The organism is Salinarimonas sp. NSM (genome assembly GCF_052380005.1).
GTDB lineage: Bacteria > Pseudomonadota > Alphaproteobacteria > Rhizobiales > Beijerinckiaceae > Salinarimonas.
Window position 1 is genome coordinate 152,006 of sequence record NZ_JBQTCJ010000002.1, and the last position, 26,530, is coordinate 178,535.

The window sequence follows — 26,530 nt, forward strand, 5'->3', positions numbered from 1 at the left end:
TCACCGCCCCAGCACCGCCTCCGGCAGCCCCGTCACGATCTCCGGCACCAGCCAGCAGATCGCGAGCCCCAGCGCCTGGAGCGCCACGAAGGCGGGGGCGGCGCGGTAGAGGTCGGCCAGCGTCACCGAGGGCGGGGCGACTGACTTGAGGTAGAACAGGTTGTAGCCGAAGGGCGGCGTCAGGTAGGCCATCTCGAGGTTGAGGATGACGAGGCCGCCGAAGAGGATCGGGTCGAAGCCGATCGCGGTCACGATGGGGATGAAGATCGGCATCGTCAGGAACAGGATGCCGATCGGGTCCATGACGAAGCCGAGCGCGAAGACGATCGCCATCATCGAGAGCACCACCGCGCCGGGCGGCAGGTCGAGGCCCTCGACGAGGCCGCGGATGAAGGTCTCCCCGCCGGTGCCGGAATAGACCGCCACGAACAGGAGCGCGTTGATCGCGATCCACATCACCATGGCGGTCTGCCGGCCGGTCTCCAGCGCCATGGTCGCGAGGTCGCCCGCCCGCAGGCGCCGCTGGAGCGCGGCGACGAGGAGGCTCGTCGCAGCCCCCATGGCGGCGGCCTCGGTGGGGCTCGCGAGGCCGGCGAACATCGAGCCGAGCACGGCGAGGACGACGACGATGGCCGGGACGACGCGCAGCGTCGCGACGAGCCGCTCGCGCCGCCCGACCTTCGCCCGCTCCGCTTTCGGCAACGCGGGCGCGAGGCGCGGGTCGAGCCCCGCGCGCACCAGCACGTAGGTGCAGAACAGCGCGGTCAGCAGCAGCCCCGGCCCGACGCCGGCGAGGAACATCTTGCCGATTGAGACGCCGGCGAGCCCGCTGTAGACGATGGCGATCAGGCTCGGCGGGATCAGCTGCCCGAGCGCCCCGCCAGCGAGGATGACGCCGAGCGCGATACCCCGGTCGTAGCCGCGCTCCAGCATGGCCGGCAGCGCGAGCCGCCCCATCGCCATCACGCCCACCGCGCTCACCCCCGACATCGCCGCGATCCCCGCGCAGGCGAGCACGGTGCCCACCGCGAGCCCGCCGCGCAGCGCGCCCATCCACAGGTGCATGGCCGCGTAGAGGTCGTCGGCGATGCCGGCGCGGGCGAGCACGCTCGCCATGAACATGAAGAAGGGCAGGGCGATTAGCGTCTGGTTGGAGAGCGCGCCGGCGACCTGGCTCGACAGCAGGAAGGCCGAGAACGGCCCCCATTCGACGAAGCCCACGACGATGGCGACGATGCCGAGCGCGAAGGCGATCGGCACGCCGATCAGCACCGTCGCGAACAGGAGCCCGAACAGGACGAGGGTGAGCGCCGCGCCCTCCATCACGGCCCCCGCGCGGCGCGGCGCAGCTCCGCGACCGCGATCGCCAGGGCCTGGAGCGCCATCAGCGCGATCGAGAGCCCGACGATCACCCAGGAGGGCCAGATCGGCGGATCCCAGGGCGTGCGCGTCCGCTCGAGCCTCGCGACGGCGTCGATGACGCGGGCGTGGACGATGACGCCGAGCACCACGAGGTAGGCGAGCACGAGGAGGTGGGCGATCCCGTCGAGCGCCGCGCGCACCCGCGGCGGCACGATCTGGTGGAGAAGGTCGACCTGCACGTGGGCGCGGGCCTTCAGCGCCTCCGCGCCGCACAGGAAGAACAGCGCGCCGAACAGGATCTGGGTGAGCTCGCCCGCCCAGATCGTCGGCGCGCCGAAGGCGTAGCGCGCGCCCACCTCCCACACGACGATCGCGATCATGGGCAGCACGAGCAGGCTCGCGAGCCGGCCCACGCGCGCGACGATCGCCTCGATCACGGCCATGGCACGCCCTCCCCGCACGCCCTCCCCGGCTTCGCGCGTCAGTCGGCGACGGCGTGGCCGAGCGAGCGCAGGTAGGCGTTGCGCGAGGCGAAGGCTGCGGCGAAGGCCTCCGAGCGGGGCAGGTAGACCTCCTTCATCACCGCCACGCGCGTCTCCTCGACGCGGCGCATGTCGTCCGCCGGCCATTCGAGGAAGGTCGCGCCGGCGTCCGCCATCTCGCGCATCAGCCGTGCCTCCTCGGCCTTCGCGGTGCGCCACCAGTCGAAGGCGGCGGCGCGCAGGGCCGCGTCGACGACGGCCTTCAGGTCGTCCGGCAGCGCCTCCCAGGCGTCGCCGTTGACGATCCAGTCCGAGGAGCCGCCGGCGGTGAAGGAGGGCAGCACGACCCAGGGGGCGACCTCCTGCCAGCCGAGGCCGTGGTGGATCGGCAGCGAGGTGAACTCCGCCCCCTCGATCACGCCGCGCTGGAGGCCGGTGTAGATCTCCTCCGCGGGCATCGAGACCACGGCCGCCCCGAGCCGGCTGAAGGCGTCGGCGGTCAGCCCCGTGGAGCGGATCTTCACGCCCTCGAGCGCGTCGAGGCTCTCCACCGGCTCGGTCAGCCAGAGCTGCTCGCCGAGCAGCGGCGAGACGCCGAGATAGTGCAGGCCGTGCTCCGCGAGCACCGGCCGCAGCAGGTCGGCGCCGCCGCCGTCGTAGAACCAGCCGACGCCCTGGAGCGGATCGTAGCCCGCTGCCCACTCGTTGATGCCGTAGAGCGCGGGCTCGCGGCCGACGTAGTAGACGAGATAGGTGTGGCCGAGCTCCAGCGCGCCGGCGCGGACCGCCTCGACCACTTCCGGCGTCGGCACGAGCTGGCCCGCCGGGAACACGTCGATGCGCATGCGCCCGTTCGAGGCCTCGGCGACGCGGTCGGCGAAGCTGCGCACGAGAGCGTCGAGCTCGGTCGTCGCGGCACCCGCGACCGTCTGCATGCGCCAGGTGACCTCGGCGGCGGCGGCGGGCGTCGGGGCGAGGGCGAGCCCGGGGCTCAAGGCGAGCGTGGCGGCGGCGAGGGCGGTCGCGGGGAGACGAGCGCGCATGGCGAGATCCTCCGGGATGGCCGGCCGGCGCCGGCACCCGAAGGGTTCGCGGCGGGCCGGGAATGTGTGACGGGACCGGAACGGGGCGGCTGCTCCAGCGGACCCGACCACGAAATCAGTATTCGAACAACTCTTGATAGATCGCCTTGCTGCTACAATGGTGTTGCGATTGCTGTTGCAGCGATGCTGGATAGCGCTCACCAGCGGAACGCCCGCGGGGCAGTCATGCCGCACCGCAACGAAGAAAGTCCCATCAGTGCGCATCTCTCCTTGACAACCTGTCGCAGCGGGCGCAAATGAACCCTCGTTCATCCCGATTGAATGAGCGTTCATTCAATCGTGGCCGTATGCATCACCAGCGGCAGCGGGCGGTTGCCGTGATCGGAAGCGAGAGACCATGGACGACCGAGCACAGGGCGCGAGCGCGCCGAGCGCGCAGCCCCTCGCCCAGGACCGGCGCCTCGCCATCCTGGACGCGGCGGAGCTGTGCTTCGCCCGGGCGGGCTTCCATCGCACGACGATGCAGGACATCGCCGCCGCCGCCGGCATGTCGGTGGGCAACCTCTACCGCTACTTCGCCAACAAGGACGCCGTGATCATCGCCCTCGGAGAGCGCGACCGCACCGAGGTGGCGCGCGACTTCGCAGCGCTCGACGATGCGCAGGACTTCCTCGCCGCCTTCCGCGCCATCGGCGAGAAGCACCTGCGGGCCATGCCCGCGACGCGCTCCGCGATCTGCCTCGAGATCTGGGCGGAGGCGACGCGCAACGCCGTCTTCGCCGAGATCACCCGGGCCTTCGAGACCGAGGTGACCGGCCGGCTGGAGCGCGCCTTCGCGCTCGCCCAGGCGCGTGGCGCCATCCGTTCCAAGGCCGACCCTCGCGCGCTCGCGGTGACGATCGGGACGCTGGCCGACGGTCTGTTCGTGCGGCGCGCGGTCTCCCAATCCTTCGACGCGGGCGCCGAGATCGACCGCGTCCTGGCGCTCGTCGGCGCCATCCTCCACGGCGCCATCGACGGCGCATCGACCGCATCCGAGCCCGGGCCGGAGCGCCCGGCGACGTCCCCCGAGGTTCTGCAATGAACGCCTCCCGTATCGCATCGATCGCCATCGTCATCGGCGCCGTCGCCTGGGTGGCGTCCGGCCAGGCGGTGGTCACGGCGCTCCTCGGCGAGCCGAAGGCGGCCGTCGCCGCCGCGCCGCAGCCCGAGGGAGGGGCGGCCGAGGAGCACGATCTCTTCGCCGTCGCGGTCCACCGCGTGCCGGTGGTCGATCACGCCCGCACGATCACGCTCTCGGGCTTCACCCGGGCCGACCGCCGCGCGTCCGCCGTCACCCGTGCCCAGGGCACCGTCGTCGAGCTCGCGGTGCGCCGCGGGACCGAGGTGGCGGAGGGCGACGTCGTCGCCGTCCTCTCCGACGAGGCCCGCGAGGCGCAGGTCGTCCAGGCCCGCGCCCGGCTCGAGCAGCGGATCGCCGAGGGCGAGGCGCGCATGCGCCTCATCGAGAACGGCACGCTGCCCGCCCTCCAGCGCCCCGAGATCGAGGCGGACCTCAAGAGCGCCGAAGCGGCGCTCGCCCAGGCCGAGGCGGAGGCCGCCCGCGGCTTCGTGCGCGCGCCGCTCGCCGGCGTGGTCGACGCGGTCCCCGCCGAGCTCGGCCAGGCGCTCCAGGTCGGCGATCCGGTGGCCGAGATCATCGCGCTCGACCCGATGCTCGTCGTCGTCGAGATCGCCGAGCGCCAGCTCGGCGGCGTGCGCGTCGGTGATCATGCCGAGGTGCGGCTCGTCACCGGCCAGACGGCGCGGGGCGAGGTGCGCTTCGTCTCGAACCGCGCATCCGAGGGCACGCGCACCTACCGCGTCGAGATCGGCATCGACAACGCCGAGGGCGCCATCGCCGACGGCATCACCGCAGAGGCGACGCTCGCGCTCGCCGCCGTGCCGGCCGCCGAGATCCCGCGCTCGGCTCTCACCTTCTCGGGCGAGGGCACGCTCGGCGTGCGGATCGTCGACGCGGAGGAGCGCGTGGCGTTCGTCCCGGTCGGGCTCGTCGAGGACGGGCGCGAGACGCTGTGGGTGTCGGGCATCCCCGACGGCGCCGCCGTGATCGTGCAGGGCCAGGACTTCGTCGTCGAGGGCCAGCACGTCGCGCCGGTGCCCTTCGCGCTGGCCGCCGCGCGCCGCTGATCGGCCGCGCGGACATCCTCGAGACTGGAGCCCGGCGCCGAGCCGGGGAGACCGATGGGCAGAATCGTCGACTACGCCATCTCGCACGCGCGCCTGACGCTCGCGATCCTGGCCTTCGTCCTGATCGCGGGCTTCGTCGCCTATCAGGAGATCCCCAAGGAGGCCGAGCCGGACGTCCAGGTCCCGCTCGTCTACGTGGGCCTGCATCAGCGCGGCATCTCGCCGGAGGATGCCGAGCGGCTGCTGCTGCGTCCCATGGAGACGAAGCTCAAGTCGGTCGAGAGCGTCAAGGAGATGCGCTCGGCCGCCTACGAGGGCGGCGGCTTCGTGCTGCTCGAGTTCGAGGCCGGCTTCGACGGCGACGCGGCGCTCGCCGACGTGCGCGCCAAGGTCGACTCGGCGCGCAGCGAGCTGCCGCGCGACGCCGACGAGCCGACGGTGGAGGAAGTCAACCTCTCGCTCTTCCCCGTGCTCGTCGTCGGGCTCGGCGGCGACATCCCCGAGCGCACGCTGCTGCGGCTCGCGCGCGACGCGGAGACCGCGATCGAGCAGGTGCCGGGCGTCCTCTCGGCGGAGCTGCGCGGCGCGCGCGACGAGGTCGTCGAGATCATCGCCGAGCCGATGCTGCTGCGCTCCTACGGGCTCGACCTCACCGACGTGATCAACGCCTTCAACGCCGGCAACAGCCTCGTCGCCGCCGGCGCGCTCGAGGGCGACACCGGCCGTTTCGCCGTGAAGGTGCCCGCGCTCATCGAGAACGCGCAGGACATCCTCGACTTCCCCATCGCCGCGAGCGGGGACGCCGTCGTGCGGCTCGGCGACGTCGCCGAGGTGCGCCCCACCTTCAAGGACCCGGACTCGATCACGCGCATCAACGGCAAGCCGGCGATCGTGCTCGAGGTCTCCAAGCGCACCGGCGCGAACCTGATCGAGACGGTCGACGCCGTGAAGGCCACCGTCGAGGCCCTGCGCCAGACCTGGCCGGCGACGGTCGAGATCACCTTCTCGCAGGACAAGTCCGGCGACATCCGCACGATGCTCCACGAGCTGCAGAACTCGGTCATCACCGCGGTGCTGCTCGTCATCGTGATCATGCTCTACACGCTCGGCGCGCGGGCCTCGATCTTCATCGGAATCGCCATCCCCGGCGCCTTCCTGGCGGGCATCCTCGCGCTCTACCTCGCGGGGCTGACCGTCAACATCGTCGTCCTGTTCTCGCTCATCCTGGCGGTGGGCATGCTCGTCGACGACGCGATCATCGTCTCGGAATTCGCCGAGCGGCGCATGAGCGAGGGCATGGCCGCCCCGCAGGCCTACGCGCTCGCCGCCAAGCGCATGGCGGGGCCGGTGATCGCGGCGACGGCGACGCGCGTCGCCGCCTTCTCGCCGCTGCTGTTCTGGCCGGGCATCGTCGGCGAGTTCATGATGTACATGCCGCTGACGCTGATCGCCACGCTCTCGGCGTCCCTCGTCATCGCGCTGATCTTCACCCCGACGCTGGGCGCGCTCCTCGCCAAGCCGCCGAAGGAGACCCACGAGGAAGGGCATCTGCCCGAGCGTGGCGCCTATCTCGGCCTCATCCGCCTCGTCACCCGCCATCCGGTCGTGACGATCGCGCTCACCGTCGCGCTCCTCGTCTCCGTGGTGCAGACCTACGGCCGCTACGGCAACGGCGTCGAGTTCTTCCCCGACGTCGAGCCCGAATTCGCACTCGTCCAGGTCCGCGCCCGCGGCAACCTCGCCATCCAGGAGAAGGACGCGCTCGTGCGCGCGGTCGAGGAGCGGCTCATCGGAATGGACGAGCTCGAGACGGTCTACGCCCGTGTCGGCTCGGGCCAGCGCGGCTCGCAGGAGGTGACGGAGGACACGGTCGGCACGGTTCAGTTCGAGCTCGTCGACTGGCGCGAGCGCCGCTCCGCGTCCGAGATCATGGCGGACATCCGTGGACGCACGGCCGACATTCCCGGCGCGATCATCGAGGTGACGAAGCCCGCCGCCGGTCCCCCGACCGGCAAGCCGATCACGATCGAGGTCGGCGCGATCGACCCGGCGCGCCTGTTCCCGGCGGCGCAGCGCGTGGCCGAGCTGCTGCGCGCCGTGCCCGAGGCACGCGACGTCGACGACGGCCTGCCGCTGCCGGGCGTCGACTGGACGCTCGAGGTCGACAAGGCCGAGGCCGCCCGCTACGGCGCCAATGCGCTCACCGTCGGCAACGTGGTGCAGCTCGTCACCAACGGGCTCAAGGTCACCGAGTACCGGCCCAACGACACCGACACCTCGGTCGACGTGCTCGTGCGCTTCCCCGAGGAGCGGCGCTCGCTCGACCAGCTCGACGAGCTGCGGGTGAACACGCCCGCGGGCTCGGTGCCGATCGCGAACTTCGTCACCCGCGAGCCGGTGGAGCGCGTGGGGCTGATCAACCGCGTCGACGGACGGCGCGTCGTCACCGTCACGGCGAACGTGGCGGAGGGCGTGCAGTCGGCCGCGGTGCAGGCGGCGGTGGAGGCGCAGCTCGCCCGGCTGGACCTCGGCCCGGGCATCACCTGGCGCATGAAGGGCGAGGACGAGGAGCGCGAGAAGGCGAGCGCCTTCCTCGTCACCGCCTTCGGCGCGGCGCTGTTCCTGATCTTCGCCATCCTGCTCGCGCAGTTCAACAAGTTCACGAGCGTGCTGATCACGCTCTCGGCCGTCATCATGTCGACGATCGGCGTGCTGATCGGGCTCATGGTCATGGGCCAGGCCTTCGGCGTGGTGATGACCGGCATCGGCGTCATCGCCAATGCGGGCGTGATCGTGAACAACAACATCGTGCTCATCGACACCTACGACCGGCTGCGCCGGGAGGGCGTCGAGGCCAGGCTCGCGATCCTGCGGACCTGCCACGAGCGCGCGCGCCCGGTGCTGCTCACCGCCGTCACCGCCGTGCTCGGCGTGCTCGGCATCGCCTTCGGCGTGAACATCGACTTCGTCCAGCGGGCGGTCGACGTCGGGGCGCCCTCCACGCAATGGTGGGTTCAGCTCTCCACCGCGATCGTGTTCGGCCTCTCCTTCGCGACCATGCTGACGCTGATCGTCACGCCGGCGATGCTGATGGCGCTCGCGGATCTCGCCGCCTGGAACGCCCGGCGCAAGGCGCGTCAGGCGGATCGTAAGGCCGCCAAGGCGGCCGCCCGCGCCCCGGCGGCGGTGCCCGCCGAGTGACGCCCCCCGAGTGATCGGTCGCGTGATCGAGGTCGTGAGCGGCGGCCTCAGGCACTCTCGCGCGCGGGGACGCGCTTCACCCGCGCGCGGGCGTCACGCTGCCAGCGCTCCGTCGCCACGCGGGCGTGGAACAGCGGATCGCCGGGACGCAGGTTGACCGCCAGGTCGGCGATGGCGACGCGGTCCGGATAGAGCGTCTCGAGCACGCTGCCCGGCAGCGTCGCCGAGTCGAGCCGGTCGCAGAATCGCTCCTCGTGGAGAGCCCGCACGATCGCGTCCTCCAGCAGCACGCCCGGGCCGAGCGCGCGGTGGCGCTCGTCGTAGGCGGTCTTGACCAGGAAAGCGGTGCCGGCGCTCACCAGCGCGAGGCTCGCGGCGATCGGCGCGTCGTCGAGCGCGATGACGTCGGCGCGCGCCGTAACCGGGCCGCGGGCGGAGAGGAACAGCTCGCGCGCGAAGGCGCGGGTGACCGGGTCCGTCCCGAGCGCCGTGCCCAGGCGCCCCTTCCAGCCGCCGGTCTCGAGCGTCATGAAGTCGTCCACCGCCCGCGCCAGCGCCGCGCCGCCGCGGGCGACCCGATGGGCGACGCGTCCGCGCTCGGCGAGGCGGCGCCGGCAGCGCTCGAGCCCCTTGCGCCGGGAGCGGCCGAGCGCCTCTGCGACGTAGGCCTCGTAGTGCGTGCGCACCGAGAGGACCGGCCTCTGGAACGGCGCCAGCGCCGCGACGTCCGCGCCGATGCGCGCGAAAGCCTCGCGCACAGCGATACCGATCGGCGAGGCGACGGGGAGCATCGGGAACAGGAAGGCGCCGCCCCTGCAGGCGCGGCGGATCGCGCGCACGAGCCCGTCCGCCCAGCCGTCCGGCGCGTCGCGGGCGACCAGCGGCGTCGAGAGCGTCGAGAAGGGCGAGCCGAGCACGCCGGGCGCGTCGCACCAGCCGAGCCGGCCCGCGCGGGCCGTCACCGGCAGGAGCGCCACCAGCCGCGCCCCGGAGCGGACGCAGGCGAAGCGTGGGCGCGGCGCGCAGAAGCGGTGGGCGAGATGGGTGTCGACGAGCGGGCGGGTGAAGAACGGGTTCGCGGCGCGGGCGTTCGAAGCGAGCGCGTCCCAGGCGTCGCGCTCGCCTTCCAGCCCCTCGCGGTCGAGGATGTCGATCGTCATCGCAGGCATGGGTCGGCAGTCCATCCGCCGTCGGGTGCGCCCATCCGGCTTCCCGGAACGAACTTCGAGAGGGGGGCGGATGTTTCAGGAAAGATCGCCGGCGCGGCTGTGACCCGCGGACGCTCCGAACAAGTGTAAAGGATGGAACCGGACGCGTCGCTCGCGGGTTGACGAGCGCTCGCGCATGCGGCCGGTCCGGCGGAGCTTGCTCGGGTTGCGCGTGGTGCGCACCGGAGGCGGAATTCTGTCGATGAACCCCTGACATGCTCGATAGGCTCACGCAGACCCCGCCGCCCGACCCGCGCGACTCGGCCGCTCCAACGGCGCCGAGGGTGCCGCGATTGCCACGTCCGGCGGCGCTCCCCTACTTTCTCGTGGTGGCGGTGCTCGCGCCGCTCGTCTTCTTCGGGCTCGCCGCCGCCGACGACTGGCGCGCGATCGAGAGCGAGGCGCGGGAGCGTATCGTCTACATCCGCGATGCCGTCGCCGAGCACGCCAAGCGCGTCTTCCAGACGCACGAGCTCGTCGCAGTGTCGATCCGCGGGCGGATCGGCGGCATGAGCTGGGACGAGATCGCGTCCTCGGCGGAGCTGAAGGCCTATCTCGGCGAGATCGAGCGAAACTTCGAGGAGGTGCACGAGATCTGGCTCGTCGACCGCGAGGGGCGGTTGCGCGCCTCGAGCCACGCCGTTCCGGTCCCTGTGCGCGACGTCTCCGATCGGCCGTGGTTTCGCGCGGCGCAGCGGGAAGGCGGCATGCTCGTCGTCGGCCCGCCGGAGGACGAGGCGGCCTACTTCACGCGGAGGCTGCCCCGCCTGAGCGGCCCGGTGGGCAGCGATTTCGAGGGCGTGATCCGCATCTGGATCGCGCCGAGCTACTTCACGGACTTCTACGACAGCGCCTATCCCGCGGAGGGCGAGATCGCCCTCGTGCTCGGCAATGGCGAGGTGCTGGTGAAGCATCCCCCGCACGCGGAGCTGCCCGGCCGCATCCCGCGCGAGCCGGTCGGCGCCGAGGGCCGCGCCGAGGACGGCACGCCGAGCGCAGTCGGCTTCGATCCCGAGGGTACGGGCGGGGCCGGGCTGCGCAGCATCGTCTTCGAGGCCGTATCGGCCCCGGAGGGCGAGCCGCGCATCCAGACCTGGACGCGTCTGGGCGACCTGCCGGTCTATGCCGCCTTCGCGATCGACCGCGCCAGCCTGGAGGCGGCCTGGCGCAGCCGGCTCGCGGGCTACGTGGCGTACTTCGTGCCCGCCGTCGCGGCGCTCCTCTTCCTGGGAGCGCTCGCCTGGCGGAGCCACCGGGCGCTCGAGGAGAAGGTGGAGCTGCGCACACGCGCGCTCTCGGAGGCGGTCGCCGAGAAGAACCAGCTACTCAAGGAGGTGCACCACCGGGTCAAGAACAACATGCAGATCGTCTCGAGCCTGATTCGCATGCAGGAGCGCGTGCACACCTCGCCCGAGGATACGATCCGCCGCGTGCAGGCGATGGCGCTCGTTCACGACCTGATCTACAGTCACGGTGAGTTCGCGAGCGTCAACCTCGGCGCCTACGTGAGGCGCCTGAGCGAGATGCTCGTGGGCGCCGGCACCGGACCCGGCGCGGGACCGGGTGTCGCCGCCCCGCGGGTGCGCTTCGCCTTCGACCTCGATCACGTGGCGGTCACGCTCGATCGGGCGATGCCCTTCGCGCTGATTCTATCGGAGGTGCTCACGAACGCATTCGACCACGCCTTCCCGGACGGCGAGGGCCGGGTCACGATCACGCTCGACCGGCACGACGGGCGTGTGGAGCTGCGCGTCGCCGACGACGGCCGCGGCTTCGACCCGGACGCGACGACCGCCGGCTTCGGGCTGAAGCTGATCCGTTCGCTCGCTGTGCAGCTGGAAGCCGACATGCGCTTCGAGCCGGCTGCCGTCGACGAGCTCGCGCGGGACGGCCGGGCCGACGGCGGGCCCCATCCGAGCGAGCGCCTCGCGGCTGGCCGCGGATCGGTTTTCGTGCTGGAGTTCCCCGCCTGAGGGGCCGCGCCGTGCGCGCCGCGACGCTTGCGTCCGGCCTGCGCGGGCCTCACGATCGCGGCCCGCGCACGAAAGGGACCCGCCATGCTCGACGTCCGCCCCGTGGTCGTCTTCGATGCCTTCGGCACGCTGTTCGACGTCCATTCCGCCGTCGCCCGCAACGCGGCGTCCATCGGTCCCGCCTCGGTGCACCTCTCGGAGATCTGGCGGGCGAAGCAGCTCGAGTACACCTGGACGCTGTCGCTGATGGGGCGCTTCGAGCCGTTCTGGCGGCTGACCGAGCTGGCGCTCGACCAGGCGCTCGCACGCTCGCCGGAGGTCGACCCGATCGTGCGCGACACGCTGCTCGCGAGCTATCGCACGCTCGACGCCTACGCGGAGGTGCCCCGCACGCTCGCGCGGCTGCGCGCGCGGGGCGCGCGCACCGCGATCCTCTCGAACGGCGACGAGGCCATGCTCGCCGACGCCGTCGCGTCGGCGGGCATCGGCGGCGCCCTCGACGCCGTGCTGTCGGTCGATCGCGTGCGTGTGTTCAAGACCGACCCGCGCACCTACGCCCTCGTCGAGGCCGAGCTCGGATGCGCCCGCTCGGACGTGCTGTTCGTCTCGTCTAACCGCTGGGACGTCGCCGGCGCCGTCGCCTACGGCTTCGCCGCCGCGTGGGTCAACCGGTCCGGCGCGCCCGACGAGTACGCCGATCTCGCGCCGGAGGCGACGATCGCGGATCTCGACGCGGTGCCCTGAGCGCCTCCCCCCGCGATGCGAGGGGGAGGCGGGGCCGCGCGTCACTGCGCGGTGGCGTCCTCGACGGCCGGCGACCCGCCCGTCGTCCCGGTCGCCTCCGGCGCGTCGTACGTCACGCGCCACAGCGTGCCGGCGGTCTCGTCGGCGACGATCAGCGCGCCGTCGGGCATTACGGCGACGTCCGTCGGGCGGCCCCAGACCACGGCGCGCTCGTCGCCTTCGACCCAGAAGCCGGTCATGAAGTTCTCGTAGCCACCCTCCGGCTCGCCGTTCTCGAACGGCACGCGCACGACCTTGTACCCGGTGGGGTCGGCGCGGTTCCAGGAGCCCTTGAGCGCCACGAAGGCGTCGCCGCTGTACTCCTCCGGGAACATGCCGGCGTCGTAGAAGGCGAGGTTCATCGCCGAGGAATGCGCCTCGAACAGGAGGTCGGGCGTGATCGTCGCCGAGACCTTCTCCGGCGCGCGCTCGGCGAAGCCCGGCTGCTCCAGGCCGCCGGCATAGGCCCAGGGCCAGCCGTAGAAGCCGCCCTCCTCGACCTGCGTCAGGAAGTCCGGCACGAGCTCGTCGCCGAGCCCGTCGCGTTCCTGCACGATCGCCCAGAGCGCGCCCGTCTCGGGGTGCAGCGCCATGCCGATCGGGTTGCGCGTGCCGGAGGCGTAGGTGCGCTGGCTCGACCCGTCGAGGTCGAAGGCCTGGATCGTGGCGCGCGGCTCCGCCTCCTCGGCGATGTTGCCCGCCGAGCCGACGCCCACGTACATGACGCCCGCCTCCTCGTCACGCAGCAGCGAGCGCGTGGTGTGGCCGATCGGGCGGCCGAAGACGCCCTCGTCGGTCACCGCGAAATGGTCCATCGGCGCCTGCGGCCGGCGCTGGTCCTCCGGCACCTCCGAGCGGGGGGAGGGGTAGAAGAGCTCCGCACCGGTGGCGCGGATCTCGCCGTCGGCATAGGGCACGCGCCAGATGCCGCGCACGTCCGCCACGAGGACGTCGCCGGCGTTCTCGCCCCTCTCGATGCGGGCGATGCCGTAGGGCTGCTGGAAGCCGCTGGCGAACAGGCTCACGGTCTCGGCGGTGCCGTCGCCGTCCGAGTCGCGCAGGAACATCACGTCGCCCTGCGACTGGCGCGCCACGAGGAGATCGCCGCTCTCGAGCACGAAGAGCTTGCGCGGCCCGTCGAGCTCGGCGAAGAGCGCCGCCTCGAAGCCCTCCGGAACGTTGGGCGTGCGGCCGTCCCGAGCGATGGTGAGTGCCGGGTTGCGCACCGCCTCGTCGGGCTGGGGCGGGGGCAGGTCGGCGGGCTCGACCCGGAATCGCTTGCCGACCTCCTGGTCCTGGAAGGCGGGGACCGCGGGGCTGACGGCGGTCGCGCCCGGCGCGGCCGCGCTCCCTTGCGCGTGCGTGGCCGAAGACGCGGCCATGGCGAGGAGGCTGGCGGCGGCGAGGTGGGGGATACGGTTCGTCACGAGGCGTCTCTCCGTCCTGTCGCAGGTGATCCTGCCACGGCAACAGGAGGGCGAGCGGCGCGGTTCCCCGCGCGGGGGCGCGCGCAACGGTCGCGCGGCGGCGCGCCGCGCGCTATACCGCCGTCGACCGGAGCGGAGGAAACGAAAATGGCCGACGAGCTCGTTCTCTACACGAACCCGATGTCGCGCGGGCGCATCGCCCGCTGGATGCTGGAGGAGATCGGCACGCCCTACGCGGTCGAGATCGTGCAGTACGGCGAGGAGATGCAGGGGGAGGCCTACCGCGCGATCAACCCGATGGCGAAGGTGCCCGCGCTCAGGCACGGCGAGACGGTCGTCACCGAGGTCGCCGCCATCTGCGCCTATCTCGCCGACGCCTTCCCGGAGGCGGGGCTGGCACCGGCGCACGGCTCGCGGGAGCGCGGCACGTACTACCGCTGGCTCTTCTTCGGGGCCGGACCGATGGAGGCGGCGGTGACGAATCGCGCCCTGGGCTTCGTACCGCCGCCGGAGCGGTCGCGGATGGTGGGCTACGGCAGCTTCGAGCGCATGCTCGACGCGCTGGAGGGCGCCGTCGCGGCGGGACCCTTCATCCTGGGCGAGCGCTTCAGCGCCGTGGACGTGCTCCTCGGCGCGCAGGTGGGCTGGGGTCTCACCTTCGGCACGTTGGAGAAGCGGCCCGCCTTCGAGGCCTATGCCGAGCGGACCATGGGTCGACCCGCCGCCCGGCGCGCACAGGCGATCGACGAGGCGGCGGCCCCGCCCGCGCACTGATCACGCGTCACGCCCGCCAGGTCGCGTCGAGCACCCGCAGCCAGTTGCGCCAGCAGATCTTCTCCAGCGCCTCGCCGCCGTAGCCGCGCTCGGCGAGCGCCGCGACGAGGTTGGGCAGCCCGCGCGCGTCGCCGATCGCGTCGGGCATCGTCGCGCCGTCGAAGTCCGAGCCGAGGCCCACGCCGTCGATGCCGACCAGCGAGACCAGATGGTCGATGTGGTCGACCATCATCGAAAGCGGCGTGGCCGCGTCGCGCCGCCCGTCCGGGCGGATGAACGAGGTGGCGAAGTTGAGCCCCACCATGCCGCGGCTCTCGCGTATGGCGGCGAGCTGCGCATCGGTGAGGTTGCGGGCGTGGGGGCAGACGGCATGGGCGTTCGAGTGGGTCGCGACGAGCGGCGCGCGGCTCAGCCGCGCCACGTCCCAGAAGCCGCGCTCGTTGAGGTGCGAGAGATCGATCATGATCCGCAGCCCGTTGCAGGCGCGCACCAGCGCCTCGCCGGCCGGGGTGAGCCCGCGGCCGATGTCGGGGCCCGACGGGAAGCGGAAGGGCACGCCCTCGCCGAAGATCGTCGGGCGGCTCCAAACGGGCCCGAGCGAGCGCAGGCCCGCCGCGTGCAGGACCTCCAGCGTGCGCAGGTCCGGGTCGATCGCCTCGGCGCCCTCGAGATGCGCGACCATGGCGATCGCGCCGCGCGCCATCGCCGCCTCGATGTCGGGCACGCTGCGGCAGATCGCAAGCGCGCCCCGCGAGGCGCGCTCGAGCCGCAGCAGGATCGCGAGCATGGCGAGCGTCGCGTCGCGGGCCCAGCCGCGATCGAGGGCGGGCGGCAGGGGAACGTCGTAGCGCGGGCGCGTCATCAGCGCGTCCGCCTCGACACCGGCCCCCGTCGGATCGGGGACGTAGATGGCGAACAGCCCGCCGACGAAGCCGCCCGCCCGCGCCCGCGGAAGGTCGAGGTGGCACAGCCGCTCGCCGGCGAGGAAGCCCTCCTCCGGCCGCGGATGGCCGGAGAGAAGCAGGCGCAGGAGGGCGTCGTTGTGGCCGTCGAAGACGGGGACGCGAGGGGCGGGCATGGAGGCGGCGGGCTCTCGGCGAGAAGGCTCCGGGGCGACGCCCCGGAGATGGTGCCGCGGGAAGCTCGCACGGCGACGCGGAGCCGGCAAGAGCGACCGGCGCCGCCCCTCACGGGCAGGGGTTGGTGTGGCGCAGGTGGATCGCGTCGATACGCGCCTCGAGCTCGGGCGTGATCGCGACGTCGAGCGCGTCGACGTTCGTCTTCAGCTGCGCCGACGTGGTCGCGCCGATGATGACGGACGTCGTGAACGACCGCGATGCGGCGAAGGCGAGCGCCATCTGCGCTGGGTCGAGCCCCCATTCGCGGGCGAGCGCGACGTAGGCGGTGATCGCGGCGGGCGCGCCGGGCGTCTCGTAGCGCTGGAGCCTGTCGAACAGCGTGCGCCGCGCGCCGGCGGGTCGCGCGCCGCCCTCGTACTTGCCGGTGAGGTAGCCCTGCGCGAGCGGCGAGTAGGCGAGGAGCCCGACGTCCTCGCGCCGGGCGATCTCGGCGAGCCCGCCCTCGAAGGTGCGGTTGACGAGGGAATAGGCGTTCTGGATCGACGCGATGCGGGGCAGGCCCTTCGCCTCGGCGTGCTTCAGGAACGTCATCGTGCCCCAGGCGCTCTCGTTCGAGAGGCCGATGTGGCGCACCTTGCCCGCCTTCACGAGCTCGTCCATCACCGAAAGCGTCTCCTCGATCGGGTGCTCGGGGCCGCTCGTCGGCTTGTAGATCACGGGATTGGCGCCGAACTGGGAGACGGCGCGGTCGGGCCAGTGGATCTGGTAGAGGTCGATATAGTCCGTCTGCAGCCGCTTCAGGCTCTTGTCGACGGCCTCCAGGATCTGCGCGCGCGACAGCTCGGCGGGCGCGCCGTCGTCGCGGAACCAGGTGTTCTGCGAGCGGCCGACGACCTTGGTGGCGAGGATCACGTCGGCGCGGTTGCGCCGTGCCTTCATCCAGGTGCCGACGATGCGCTCCGTCTCGCCCTGCGTGCCCGCCTTGGGCGGGATCGGGTAGAGCTCCGCGGTGTCGATGAAATTGATGCCGCGCTCGCGGGCGTGGTCGAGCTGGGCGTGGCCCTCGGCCTCGCTGTTCTGCTCGCCGAAGGTCATCGTGCCGAGGCACAGCGCGCTGACCTCGAGGCCCGTGCGCCCGAGCGGCCGGTAATGCATGTCTCTCGTGCCTTCCCTGTCGTCGTCTCGCCGCTGCGGCGGGCGCCGCGTCAGCCCTGCCCGGGGAGGACCCGCTCGTCGAGGAAGCGGACCACGGTGGGGAGCATGCGCTCCACCATCACCTCGACGCCCTCGGCGTTGGGGTGGATGCCGTCGTCCAGCATCAGCCCGGGGTTCCCGAGCGCGCCCTCCAGGAAGAAGGGGTAGAGCACGAGGTCGTGCTCCTCGGCAAGACGCGGGAAGATGGCGTCGAAGGCCTCCACGTAGTCGGGGCCCATGTTGCGCGCGGCGTACATGCCGGCGAGGAGGACGGGGATGTCGCGCTCCGTGAGCCGCTCGATGATCGCGTCGAGCGTCTCGTAGGTGCGGGCGGGGTCGAGCCCGCGCAGCATGTCGTTGGCGCCGAGCTCGAGGATGACGCCGTCGGTGCCGTCGGGCACCGACCAGTCGAGCCGGGCGAGGCCGGCCGCCGCGGTGTCTCCGGAGACGCCGGCGTTCACGATCTCGACATCGGCGTAGCCCGCCGCGTCGAGGGCGCGGTCGAGCACGGTGGGGAAGGCGGCGCTGCCGGGGAGCTGGTAGCCCGCCATCAGGCTGTCGCCGAACGCGACGATGCGTATCGCGCCGTTCTCGCCGGCGCCGGACGCGTTCTGGGCTGCCGCAGGGGCAGCGAGGCCGAGCCCCACGCCGAAGGCGAGGAGGCAGGCGGCGAGCCGTGTGGCGAGCGGGCGCATGTGGCGCATGGCGATCTCTACCCCATATCTGATGTCGTGGACGGGCCGGGCGGCCCGCCCCGCGCCGGCGGGCGAGCCGGCCGAAGGCATGTCAACGCATGAAGATCGGATCGTTCGCATGAGCGGCAAGAGCATCGTCCTCGAAAACGTCGAGCTGAGCCTCGGGCGCGGCCCGGCGCGGGTGCACATCCTCAAGGGCGTGTCGCTCGGCGTCGACCGTGGCGAGGCGATCGGCCTCGTCGGGCCCTCGGGGTCGGGCAAGTCGACGCTGCTGATGACGATGGCGGGGCTCGAGCGGCCCGATGCGGGGCGCGTGACGATCGAGGGCGAGGAGCTCACCGCCATGGACGAGGACGCGCTCGCGCGCTTCCGCGGCCGGCGCATCGGCATCGTCTTCCAGTCGTTCCACCTCGTGCCCACCATGACGGCGCTCGAGAACGTCGCCCTGCCGCTGGAGCTGGCGGGCAAGGGTGACGCCTTCGACCGCGCCTCCGCCGAGCTGCGGGCGGTCGGGCTGGGCGAGCGGCTCTCGCACTATCCCGCCCAGCTCTCCGGCGGCGAGCAGCAGCGCGTCGCCATCGCCCGCGCGCTCGCCCCCGATCCGGCGATCCTCGTCGCCGACGAGCCCACCGGCAACCTCGACGAGACGACCGGCGGCTCGATCGTCGACCTGCTCTTCGCCCTGAAGCGCGAGCGCGGCGCGACGCTCGTCCTCGTCACCCACGACACCGGCCTCGCGCGGGCCTGCGACCGCATGATCCGCCTGCGCTCAGGCCGGATCGAGGCGGATGCGGACGCGGCGGCGGCGTGAGGGACGAGGCGACCATGCACGGCACAGTCTCCGGCGCGGCCCCGAAGCGGGGCGCGGGCATCTCCTCGCTTCCCCTGGTCCTGCGCCTCGCGCTGCGCGAGCTGCGCTCCGGCCTGCGCGGCTTCGGCATCTTCCTGGCGTGCATCGCGCTCGGCGTGGCGGCGATCGCCGGCGTCTCGTCGGTGTCGCGCGCGCTCACCGAGGGCCTGGCCCGGGAGGGGCGCACCTTGCTGGGTGGCGACCTGAGCTTCCGCCTGATCCACCGCGAGGCGACGCCCGCCGAGATCGCCACCTTGGAGGACTGGGGCGACGTCTCCCTCGTCGCCACGCTGCGCGGCATGGCCAACGCCGACACCGGTGCCGCGCTCGTCGAGATCAAGGCGGTGGACGCCGCCTATCCGATCGCCGGCGACCTCGTCACCGAGCCGCCGATGCCGCCCGCCGCGATCTTCGCCGAGGCGGACGGCGTCTACGGCGCCGCCGTCGACCCCGTGCTGCTCGGCCGGCTCGACCTCGATATCGGCGACACGATCCGCATCGGCACGCAGGAGATCGCGCTGCGCACGGTGCTGCGCTCGGAGCCGGACAAGATCCAGGCGGGCTTCGACTTCGGCCCGCGTCTCCTCGTCTCGCGCGCGGCGCTCGACGCGACGGGGCTGGTCCAGCCGGGCAGCCTGGTGCGCTTCACCTACCGGCTCGACCTCGCCGGACCGGCGAACGACGACGCGCTCCTCGCCCGCGCGCAGGAAGCGATCGAGGCGGCGCAGCCGCAGGCGGGCTGGCGGGTGCGCTCGCGACTCAACGCCGACCCGGGGCTCGAGCGCAACATAGAGCGCTTCGCGCAGTTCCTGACGCTGGTCGGGCTCACCGCGCTCATCGTCGGGGGCGTGGGCGTCGCCAACGCCGTGCGCGGCTTCGTCGATCGCAAGCGCGAGTCGATCGCCACCATCAAGAGCCTCGGCGCGCCGGGCGGGCGGGTGGTCGCGATCTACCTCACGCAGGTGATGCTGATCGCCGGCATCGGCATCGCGATCGGGCTCGCCTTCGGGGCGGCTCTGCCCTTCGCGCTCGCGGCCGCGCTCGGCGCGATTCTTCCGATCCCGATCGCGCCGACGCTGGCGCCCGTCGAGCTCCTGCTCGCCGCGCTCTACGGGCTGCTCACCGCGCTCGCCTTCTCTCTCGCGCCGCTCGGGCGCGCCCACGACATCCAGGTCTCGGGGCTGTTCCGCGACCAGATCGATCCCGACCGCCGCTGGCCGCGCCGGCGCTACGTCGCCGGGGTCGCGCTCGCCATCGCGGCGCTGCTGGCGCTCTCGGTCTTCGCGGCCTTCGACCGGCGCGTGGCGCTGATCTTCATCGGCGCGGCGGCCGCGGCCTTCGTGCTCCTGCGCGTCGTCGCAACGGGGATGATGGCGCTCGCCCGGCGCCTGCCACGCCCGCGCGCCGCGGCCCCGCGGCTCGCGCTCGCCAACGTGCACCGGCCCGGCGCGCTGACGCCCTCGCTCGTGCTCTCGCTCGGGCTCGGCATCACGCTCCTCGTCACGCTCGCGGTGATCGACGGCAACATGCGCCGCCAGCTGACCGAGCGGCTCCCCGACGAGGCGCCGAGCTTCTTCTTCGTGGACATCCCATCCTCGGAGATCGACGGCTTCGCGGGCTTCCTCCGGGCGCAGGCGCCAGGGAGCGAGATCCAGCGCGTGCCGATGCTGCGCGGGCGGCTCGTCTCGCTCGGCGGCGTGCCGGTCGAGCAGATCGCCGCCGATCCGGACGCGGCCTGGGTGCTCGACGGCGATCGCGGCATCACCTACGAGGCCGAGATGCCGGAGGGCTCGGAGATCGTCGCCGGCGAATGGTGGGGCGAGGACCCGCGCGAGAACCTCGTCTCCTTCGACGACGAGCTCGCCGCGGGGCTCGGTCTTTCGATCGGAGACGAAGTCGTGGTCAACGTGCTCGGGCGCGACATCTCGGCGACGATCGCGAACTTCCGCCGGGTCGAGTGGGAATCGCTCGGCATCAACTTCGTCATGGTGTTCTCGCCCAACACCTTCGCAGGCGCTCCGCACGCGCACATCGCGACCCTCACGCTGCCCGACGATGCCGCGACCGAGGAGGCCGAGATCGCGCTCCTGCGCGAAGCGGCGCGCACCTACCCGATGGTGACCTCGGTGCGGGTGAAGGACGCGCTCGAGGCGGTGAACGCCGTGGTCGAGCAGCTCGTGCTCGCCATCCGCGGCGCCTCCTCGATCGCGGTGGCGGCGAGCGTGCTCGTGCTCGCCGGCGCGCTCGCCGCGGGGCACCGGGCGCGCCTCTACGACGCCGTCGTGCTCAAGACGCTCGGCGCCACGCGGGCCAAGCTGGTGGGCGCCTACGCGCTGGAGTACGGCCTGCTCGGCCTCGCCACCGCGGTGTTCGGCCTCGTCGCGGGCGCGCTCGCGGGGTGGGTGATCGTCACGCAGATCATGAACCTCGAGTTCGCGATGGTCTGGGCCGGGCCGATCGCAGCCGCGGCGATCGCGATCGTGGTCACGGTGACCTTCGGCCTGCTCGGCACCTGGCGCATCCTCTCCCAGAAGCCGGCGCCCTATCTGCGGACACTGTAGCGGAACTTCTCGCCCGTCCGGGGGGGGAGGGCCGCTCTCTTCGAAATATACATGGCGTGGCTGGAGATATACGCGCCGCCGCCGCCATTCTTCACGATCGCGGCGAAAACTGTTCACGATTCTTCTTCGCCTGCGACGTCTCGCGCGCGAGAGGGCCTTGCGAAGCGTGGCCCGACCCCACATATTCGCAGCTGAAACGCCGCCCTCGCGCGGCGACGGAGCGTCGACGCCTTCGAGACGTCGCGCGGACCGTGGCTCAATTCTCGAGAGGATGGGGTTCCGATGAACGACCAGAACCGCTTCGCCTACGGCACCGGCGTGGCGCGTCCGCAGGCCGAGATCGACCAGGGCCTGCGGGCGTTCATGCTCGGTGTCTACAACAACATGGCGCTCGGGCTCGGCATCACCGGCGTCGTCGCCTTCGCGACCTACCTCGTGGCGGCGTCGTCCCCGGCGGTCGCCCAGACGCTGTACGCCAGCCCGCTGCGCTGGGTGCTGATGCTGGCCCCGCTCGCCTTCATCTTCTTCTTCACCTTCAAGATCGAGAGCATGAGCGCCGCCAAGGCGCGGTCCATGTTCTTCCTGTTCTCGGCGGTGATGGGCCTGTCGCTGTCGACGATCTTCCTCGTCTTCACGGGCGAGTCGATCGTGCAGGTGTTCTTCGTCACGGCCGCGGCCTTCGGTGGCCTGAGCCTCTACGGCTACACGACGAAGCGCTCGCTGTCGGGCATGGGCTCGTTCCTGATCATGGGCCTGATCGGCCTGATCATCGCCATGGTGGTCAACATCTTCCTCGCCTCGTCGGCGATGGCCTTCGCCATCTCGATCATCGGCGTGCTGATCTTCGCGGGCCTCACCGCGTGGGACACGCAGCGCCTGAAGGAGATGTACCTCTACGGCAATTTCGACGGCGAGACCGCCGGTCGGGTCTCCGTGATGGGTGCCCTGTCGCTGTACCTGAACTTCATCAACATGTTCCAGTTCCTCCTCGCCCTGATGGGCAACCGGGAGTGATCTGGGCCCGGTGAGGCGGTCCCGACGGCCCGCCGATCCAACTCGATGCGAAATGGAGAAGCCTCGGCGCGAGCCGGGGCTTTTTCACTTTGCGGCCGGACCGCACACAGCCTCCTCTCACGATGTGAAAATCGGTTGGTGGTCGAGACGATGCTCCAGAATGAGCCTCTCGGGCGCTCTCGGTCCCTGTCCGGCTGCATCGTTCCTTCCTCGCGCGACCGGCCTCCACTCCCAGCGATGACGCTCCGGCTCTCGCGACCGCGGCGGCGCGCACCCGCCGGTCGTGCGGTGCCGGGGGCCGCCTCGACCGGGAGATCTCGCCGGACGCCCGAATGGCTGCATCCCGCGCGCCGTCGCGAGACGCGGGTGGAGGTCGTCCTCGCGCGCAGCCCGCCCGCCGGTGGCCGAATCGACGTTCGCGTTGCCGAGCTTCGCCGCCAGGCCGGGTCCTGGAGGTGGCGTCGAGCCGGCGATGCCGACGAGCCTCCGCATGTCGCGAACCCTCGGCGAACGGATGCGCCGTCCTGTCCCGGCGCTCCGGCTCCAGCACTGGATTCGCGCTCCCGCCGTCCGCGGGGAGCCGCGTGCACCGGCGCTGCCCATGCGCTCGTTCGCCGGGTTCGAGCCGCGGGGCGCCGCCGGTGAAGGATGCGCGGGGGGCGTGCGCGACACGATCCTCGAGCCCGAGGCGGGCGGCTTTCTCGTGATCCCCCGTCCCGCACCCGACCACGATTCGCCGAGCCGCCCGGTGCGAACCCGCCGACGCGATCGCGTGCCATGGATGGAGGGGGGGGCGGACCCGCCCCCCTCGTCGATCGGACGTGCGTCCGTACCAAGTGCGACGGCATGGCCCCCCGGGCGGAGCACCTCCCGAAACGAAAAGAGCCCCGGCTTTCGCCGGGGCTCCTCTCGAACCGTGCGGGACGGATCAGAAGTCGCGCTGGATGCGCAGACGGCCGGCCCAACGCGAGCCGTCGTCGTTGGTGGCGACGAGCGACTGGACGCCGTTGTTGTAGACCCACACGCGGTTCTCGGTGTCGATCTCCGTGTAGGCGACGTCGGCCGAGAAGGTCAGGCCGGACACCGGACGCCAGTTCAGGCGGGTGCCGAGCTGCCACCAGGTGTAGTCCTGCACCGTGGCGGTCGTGACGATCGCGCCCGGAGCGGCCTGGAACGCGGCCGTGGTCGGAACGTCGACCTCGCCGTACGCACCCTGGATGTCCTGCCAGATGGTGGGGGTCCAGTAGTGACGGAAGGCGGCCGCGAGCGACCACGCCTCGGTCGTGACCAGCGAGGTGCCGAGCACGTTGACGTAGGCGTCGTTCAGGCCGACCGAGAACTCCGACACGGTGGTCGGGGCATCGGCGTAGGAGACCGCACCGTCGGCGTAGACCGCCTGCAGCCACAGGGCGTCGCCGGCCGCGATCATCGGCAGGCGGATGTTGATGCCGGCGCCGATCGCCCAGCCGAGCTCGTCGTCGATCGTGACGTTCGGGACGCTGTGACGGACCTGGTGCAGGGCACCCATGACCTGCGCCGAGCCCCACGCCTGCGAGACGTTCAGGTTGGCGACGAGGTCCGGCAGCTCCTGGCCGCCGTAGATGTTGGCGCCGGCCGCCGTGCGGATGCCGGTGCGGCGAGCGAGGCCGTCCTCGACCGCGATCGTGGCCGAGAAGCCCGAGCCGAACGTCGCGGTGTAGGCGAGCACCTCGACGGACGGATCCGAGAGACCCTCGGACACGGACATCAGGTTGCCGCCGAAGAACGAGAAGAACGACGTGATGCGACCGGCGGTCAGGCCAGCGAACTGGATGAAGCCCTGGTCGAGGTACGCGTCCTCGGCACCCGCGACGCCGCGGTCGCCGTTGATGCGGATGAACGAGCGCAGCGTGCCCATCTCGGTCGCCGTGCGGGCGTCGAACGCGAGCGAGCCGCGCGCGAAGAAGCCGATGTCGTCCTGCGTGCGGCCGACGGCCGTGTCGAGGTTCTCGGCGAAGCGATACTCGACGCGGACGTAGCCGGAGATCTGCAGGCAGGTCTCGGTGCCGGGGATGACGAAGAAGCCCGTGCCGCCGATCGGGGCGTTCGGGCAGGTGCGGACGTAGTCGACCGGCGCCGCGGCGCGGACCGGAAGATCGGCAGCTTGAGCCCCGGCGACCGCGACGAGACCGGCGGCAGACCCGAGGAGAAGGCTCTTGGCGAGCTTCATTAGATGACCTCCAAAGTTTCGAGACCCTGGGGGGCCGGGTGTTTCGCCACGAGAACTCGTCGAGACTCGGAAGCTGTCCCTTTTCCCCTGTGACCCGCCGCCGAGCCCTTGGCACCGACGACGAGCTGCGACCGAGGACCCCCCGTCGCGAGAAAAGGTTTGCCGTGCGTCCCGCGCCGGATCAAGCGCGTTTGCGCCCCGATGCCGGCCGTGGGGGCTCTTCGGGTGGCTGTGTTGCACAAAGGCCACGAGAATGGCGGCCTCCGGGCGGGAAAGAGGCGGTTTCGCGCGGCTCGAGCGGCCGGCGCGCGGGTGTCGCGCCGGTCTCGCGCCGGCGCGGCGCACGCCGCGGTGCATCGGCGCGAGCGATTCTCCCCTGAGAGACTCCGTTACGGCGGACGGCGGACGGCGGCCGCGCGCTCGGCGATGTGGCGTGCCGGATCCTCCACGCCCGTTCTCTCGTGGCGCATTCTCGTCCGCGCACGCACGCTACTACGCGCACGCACGCTAGTACGCGCGCGCAGGCTCGCGCGCGCCGCCGCCCCATCCCACGGCGCCCGACGCCCGCGCGCCGGGCGCGGATGCGTTCGCGCACGTCGCGTGGGCCGTTCCGCACGCGGTGCCGCCCGCTTCCCGCAAGGATCGTCGCCGAAGTACGACGGCGGGGGAGCGTCTCCGCCCATGACGGCGGGTGCGCGTTCGCCGAATCACGCGGACACCTCGGCATGGCGAGGCAGCCCATCCCGCAAAACCGAACCGCTCCACGTCCGGGCAGGGCGCGGCAAGAGTTACGGAAGCTTGTCAGCCGAGCCTTATTCTTGCCGCGGATGCTGCGGCACCGTTGCCGCAAGCGTCCCAGGGATGAGCGCGTTGGCCTTACCGTGCAATGAACTGATTTTTATTCGCAGAGGACTTGTCGCGCGGACCGAATTCACGTACCTGAAAGACCTGACGTCATAGACGACGCGTGAGCGGGATCGCGATTCGGTGTTCGGTAAAGCGCCGCATGCAGCTCCGCTCGCTCTCGATCCCCTGTCACGAGATTAGGACCGGCTCAATGAGCGACACGACTCAACCGAACAACTACATCGAGCTCGCCGCGGAGATCGTCTCGGCCTACGTGAGCAACAACTCGCTGCCGACGGCGGAGCTGCCCGGCCTGATCGACGCCGTGCACGGCGCGCTGACCAAGGTGGCCACCGGCGCGACCGAGCAGCCGGTCGAGGCGCCCGTCCCCGCCGTGCCGATCAAGAAGTCGATCACGCCGGACTACATCATCTGCCTGGAGGACGGGAAGAAGTTCAAGTCGCTCAAGCGCCACCTGCGCACGAAGTACGACATGACGCCCGACCAGTACCGCGCCAAGTGGGGCCTGCCGGCGGACTACCCGATGGTCGCCCCGAACTACGCCAGTGCCCGCTCCGAGCTCGCCAAGGCCATGGGCCTGGGCGCGCAGCGCCGCAAGGCCGAGCCGGAGGCCGCCCCCGCGCCGGCCCGCGGCCGCGGCCGCAAGAAGGTCGCGTGAGGCACGGGCTACCCCGCCGCCTACGCACGACGCTCATGGGAAGGCCGCCTCCGGGCGGCCTTCTTTCGTTTCGGCCTCAGAGCCCGCGGCGGGACCGCGCCGCCTGCAGCGTGTTGGCGAGCAGGCAGGCGATCGTCATGGGCCCGACGCCGCCCGGCACCGGCGTGATCGCGCTCGCCACCGCCGCGGCCTCCGCGAAGGCGACGTCGCCGACGAGCCGCGTCTCGCCCGCGCCCGCCTCCGGTCTCGGCACCCGGTTGATGCCGACGTCGATGACGATCGCGCCGGGCTTGATCCAGTCTCCCCGCACCATCTCCGGCCGCCCCACCGCCGCGACGAGCACGTCCGCGCGCCGGCAGACGTCGGCGAGGTCGCGGGTGCGCGAATGGGCGATGGTCACCGTCGCCGAGCGCTGGAGCAGGAGCTGCGCCATCGGCTTGCCGACGATGTTCGAGCGCCCGATCACCACCGCCTCGAGCCCGGCGATGTCGGGGCGGACCGACGCGATCAGCATCGACGCGCCCAGCGGCGTGCAGGGAACGAGGCCGGGCATGCCGGTGGCGAGGCGCCCGACGTTCACCGGGTGGAAGCCGTCGACGTCCTTCTCCGGCACGATCGCCTCGATCACCGCCTGGGCGTCGATCTGCGCGGGCAGCGGCAGCTGGACCAGGATGCCGTCGACGGCGGGGTCGGCGTTGAGGGTCGCGACGAGGGCGAGCAGCTCGGCCTGGCTGGTCGAGGCGGGCAGGCGGTGCTGGAAGGAGCGCATCCCCGCCTCGCCCGTCTGCGCCGCCTTGTTGCGCACGTAGACCTGGCTCGCGGGGTCCTCGCCGACGAGGACGACCGCCAGGCCCGGCACGACGCCCAGGGCCGCGAGGGCGCGGACGTCCTCCGCCACGCGCGCGCGCAGGCCCGCGGCGTAGGCCTTGCCGTCGATGAGGGTGGCGGTCATGAGGCTCT

Annotated in this window: 20 protein-coding genes; 10 read left to right on the top strand and 10 right to left on the bottom strand. The window is 72.1% G+C overall.

The genetic code is table 11. The features are described 5' to 3' along the window. The 3 genes from ACTZWW_RS02020 to dctP are packed head-to-tail and all read right to left on the bottom strand — an operon-like array spanning position 1 to position 2,887. Complete coding sequence (locus tag ACTZWW_RS02020) at positions 1–1,323, bottom strand: TRAP transporter large permease (protein WP_444779259.1); 1,323 nt, start codon at positions 1,321–1,323, stop codon at positions 1–3. Beyond that, positions 1,323–1,805, bottom strand: coding sequence for a TRAP transporter small permease subunit (locus tag ACTZWW_RS02025; RefSeq protein WP_444779260.1), 483 nt, complete (start codon positions 1,803–1,805; stop codon positions 1,323–1,325). Before ACTZWW_RS02025 ends, ACTZWW_RS02020 begins: the two co-directional genes overlap by 1 nt. 38 nt (positions 1,806–1,843) lie before the next feature. Then, entirely contained in the window at positions 1,844–2,887 is a 1,044-nt protein-coding gene (dctP, locus tag ACTZWW_RS02030; protein WP_444779261.1) for a TRAP transporter substrate-binding protein DctP, read from the bottom strand. 397 nt (positions 2,888–3,284) lie between these two features. Here dctP and ACTZWW_RS02035 point away from each other — a divergent pair, with 397 nt between their 5' ends. The 3 genes from ACTZWW_RS02035 to ACTZWW_RS02045 are packed head-to-tail and all read left to right on the top strand — an operon-like array spanning position 3,285 to position 8,278. Beyond that, positions 3,285–3,971, top strand: a complete 687-nt coding sequence (locus ACTZWW_RS02035) for a TetR/AcrR family transcriptional regulator (protein WP_444779262.1) — start codon at positions 3,285–3,287, stop codon at positions 3,969–3,971. Then, positions 3,968–5,077, top strand: a complete 1,110-nt coding sequence (locus ACTZWW_RS02040) for an efflux RND transporter periplasmic adaptor subunit (protein WP_444779263.1) — start codon at positions 3,968–3,970, stop codon at positions 5,075–5,077. The genes ACTZWW_RS02035 and ACTZWW_RS02040 overlap by 4 nt, the downstream gene beginning before the upstream one ends. 54 nt (positions 5,078–5,131) lie before the next feature. Then, complete coding sequence (locus ACTZWW_RS02045) at positions 5,132–8,278, top strand: efflux RND transporter permease subunit (RefSeq protein ID WP_444779264.1); 3,147 nt, start codon at positions 5,132–5,134, stop codon at positions 8,276–8,278. Between the two features lie 47 nt (positions 8,279–8,325). Here the strand turns inward: ACTZWW_RS02045 and ACTZWW_RS02050 are convergent, their stop codons facing one another. Then, entirely contained in the window at positions 8,326–9,438 is a 1,113-nt protein-coding gene (locus ACTZWW_RS02050; RefSeq protein ID WP_444779265.1) for a GNAT family N-acetyltransferase, read from the bottom strand. 341 nt (positions 9,439–9,779) lie between these two features. On the opposite strand from ACTZWW_RS02050, the gene ACTZWW_RS02055 reads away from it, so the two are divergent. Together ACTZWW_RS02055 and ACTZWW_RS02060 are read left to right on the top strand one after the other, a co-directional pair. After that, positions 9,780–11,459 (top strand): sensor histidine kinase, encoded by a 1,680-nt coding sequence (locus ACTZWW_RS02055; RefSeq protein WP_444779266.1) that lies wholly within the window; start codon positions 9,780–9,782, stop codon positions 11,457–11,459. 84 nt (positions 11,460–11,543) lie between these two features. After that, on the top strand, positions 11,544–12,203 hold the full coding sequence (locus ACTZWW_RS02060) for a haloacid dehalogenase type II (RefSeq protein WP_444779267.1): 660 nt from the start codon (positions 11,544–11,546) through the stop codon (positions 12,201–12,203). Between the two features lie 41 nt (positions 12,204–12,244). Here ACTZWW_RS02060 and ACTZWW_RS02065 read toward each other — a convergent pair whose 3' ends face one another. Further along, on the bottom strand, positions 12,245–13,669 hold the full coding sequence (locus ACTZWW_RS02065; protein ID WP_444779268.1) for a PQQ-dependent sugar dehydrogenase: 1,425 nt from the start codon (positions 13,667–13,669) through the stop codon (positions 12,245–12,247). A 147-nt stretch (positions 13,670–13,816) separates the two neighbouring features. On the opposite strand from ACTZWW_RS02065, the gene ACTZWW_RS02070 reads away from it, so the two are divergent. Continuing rightward, positions 13,817–14,443, top strand: coding sequence for a glutathione S-transferase family protein (locus ACTZWW_RS02070; protein WP_444779269.1), 627 nt, complete (start codon positions 13,817–13,819; stop codon positions 14,441–14,443). A gap of 7 nt (positions 14,444–14,450) precedes the next feature. On the opposite strand, the gene ACTZWW_RS02075 is transcribed toward ACTZWW_RS02070, so the two are convergent. From ACTZWW_RS02075 to ACTZWW_RS02085, 3 genes are all read right to left on the bottom strand, one after another. After that, positions 14,451–15,521: a dipeptidase gene (locus ACTZWW_RS02075; RefSeq protein WP_444779270.1), complete on the bottom strand. Its 1,071-nt coding sequence runs from the start codon at positions 15,519–15,521 to the stop codon at positions 14,451–14,453. A 109-nt stretch (positions 15,522–15,630) separates the two neighbouring features. After that, a complete protein-coding gene (locus ACTZWW_RS02080; protein ID WP_444779271.1) occupies positions 15,631–16,677 on the bottom strand; it encodes an aldo/keto reductase in 1,047 nt (348 codons plus the stop codon). A 50-nt stretch (positions 16,678–16,727) separates the two neighbouring features. Continuing rightward, on the bottom strand, positions 16,728–17,420 hold the full coding sequence (locus tag ACTZWW_RS02085; RefSeq protein ID WP_444779272.1) for an arylesterase: 693 nt from the start codon (positions 17,418–17,420) through the stop codon (positions 16,728–16,730). Positions 17,421–17,529: 109 nt separating this feature from the next. Between ACTZWW_RS02085 and ACTZWW_RS02090 the strand changes: the two genes are divergently transcribed. From ACTZWW_RS02090 to ACTZWW_RS02100, 3 genes are all read left to right on the top strand, one after another. Further along, positions 17,530–18,222 (top strand): ABC transporter ATP-binding protein, encoded by a 693-nt coding sequence (locus ACTZWW_RS02090; protein ID WP_444779273.1) that lies wholly within the window; start codon positions 17,530–17,532, stop codon positions 18,220–18,222. Between the two features lie 14 nt (positions 18,223–18,236). After that, positions 18,237–20,822 carry an ABC transporter permease gene (locus ACTZWW_RS02095; protein WP_444779274.1) on the top strand — a complete coding sequence of 862 codons (2,586 nt, stop codon included), beginning with the start codon at positions 18,237–18,239 and terminating at the stop codon, positions 20,820–20,822. Positions 20,823–21,104: 282 nt separating this feature from the next. Next, the gene (locus ACTZWW_RS02100) at positions 21,105–21,836 is read left to right on the top strand and encodes a Bax inhibitor-1/YccA family protein (protein ID WP_444779275.1); all 732 of its coding nucleotides are present in this window, start codon (positions 21,105–21,107) and stop codon (positions 21,834–21,836) included. 928 nt (positions 21,837–22,764) lie between these two features. On the opposite strand, the gene ACTZWW_RS02105 is transcribed toward ACTZWW_RS02100, so the two are convergent. After that, positions 22,765–24,045 carry a porin gene (locus tag ACTZWW_RS02105; protein WP_444779276.1) on the bottom strand — a complete coding sequence of 427 codons (1,281 nt, stop codon included), beginning with the start codon at positions 24,043–24,045 and terminating at the stop codon, positions 22,765–22,767. A gap of 1,057 nt (positions 24,046–25,102) precedes the next feature. Between ACTZWW_RS02105 and ACTZWW_RS02110 the strand changes: the two genes are divergently transcribed. Further along, complete coding sequence (locus ACTZWW_RS02110) at positions 25,103–25,570, top strand: Ros/MucR family transcriptional regulator (protein ID WP_029031494.1); 468 nt, start codon at positions 25,103–25,105, stop codon at positions 25,568–25,570. A gap of 76 nt (positions 25,571–25,646) precedes the next feature. Here ACTZWW_RS02110 and folD read toward each other — a convergent pair whose 3' ends face one another. Beyond that, positions 25,647–26,522: a bifunctional methylenetetrahydrofolate dehydrogenase/methenyltetrahydrofolate cyclohydrolase FolD gene (folD, locus tag ACTZWW_RS02115; protein ID WP_444779277.1), complete on the bottom strand. Its 876-nt coding sequence runs from the start codon at positions 26,520–26,522 to the stop codon at positions 25,647–25,649. Positions 26,523–26,530 lie beyond the last annotated feature (8 nt).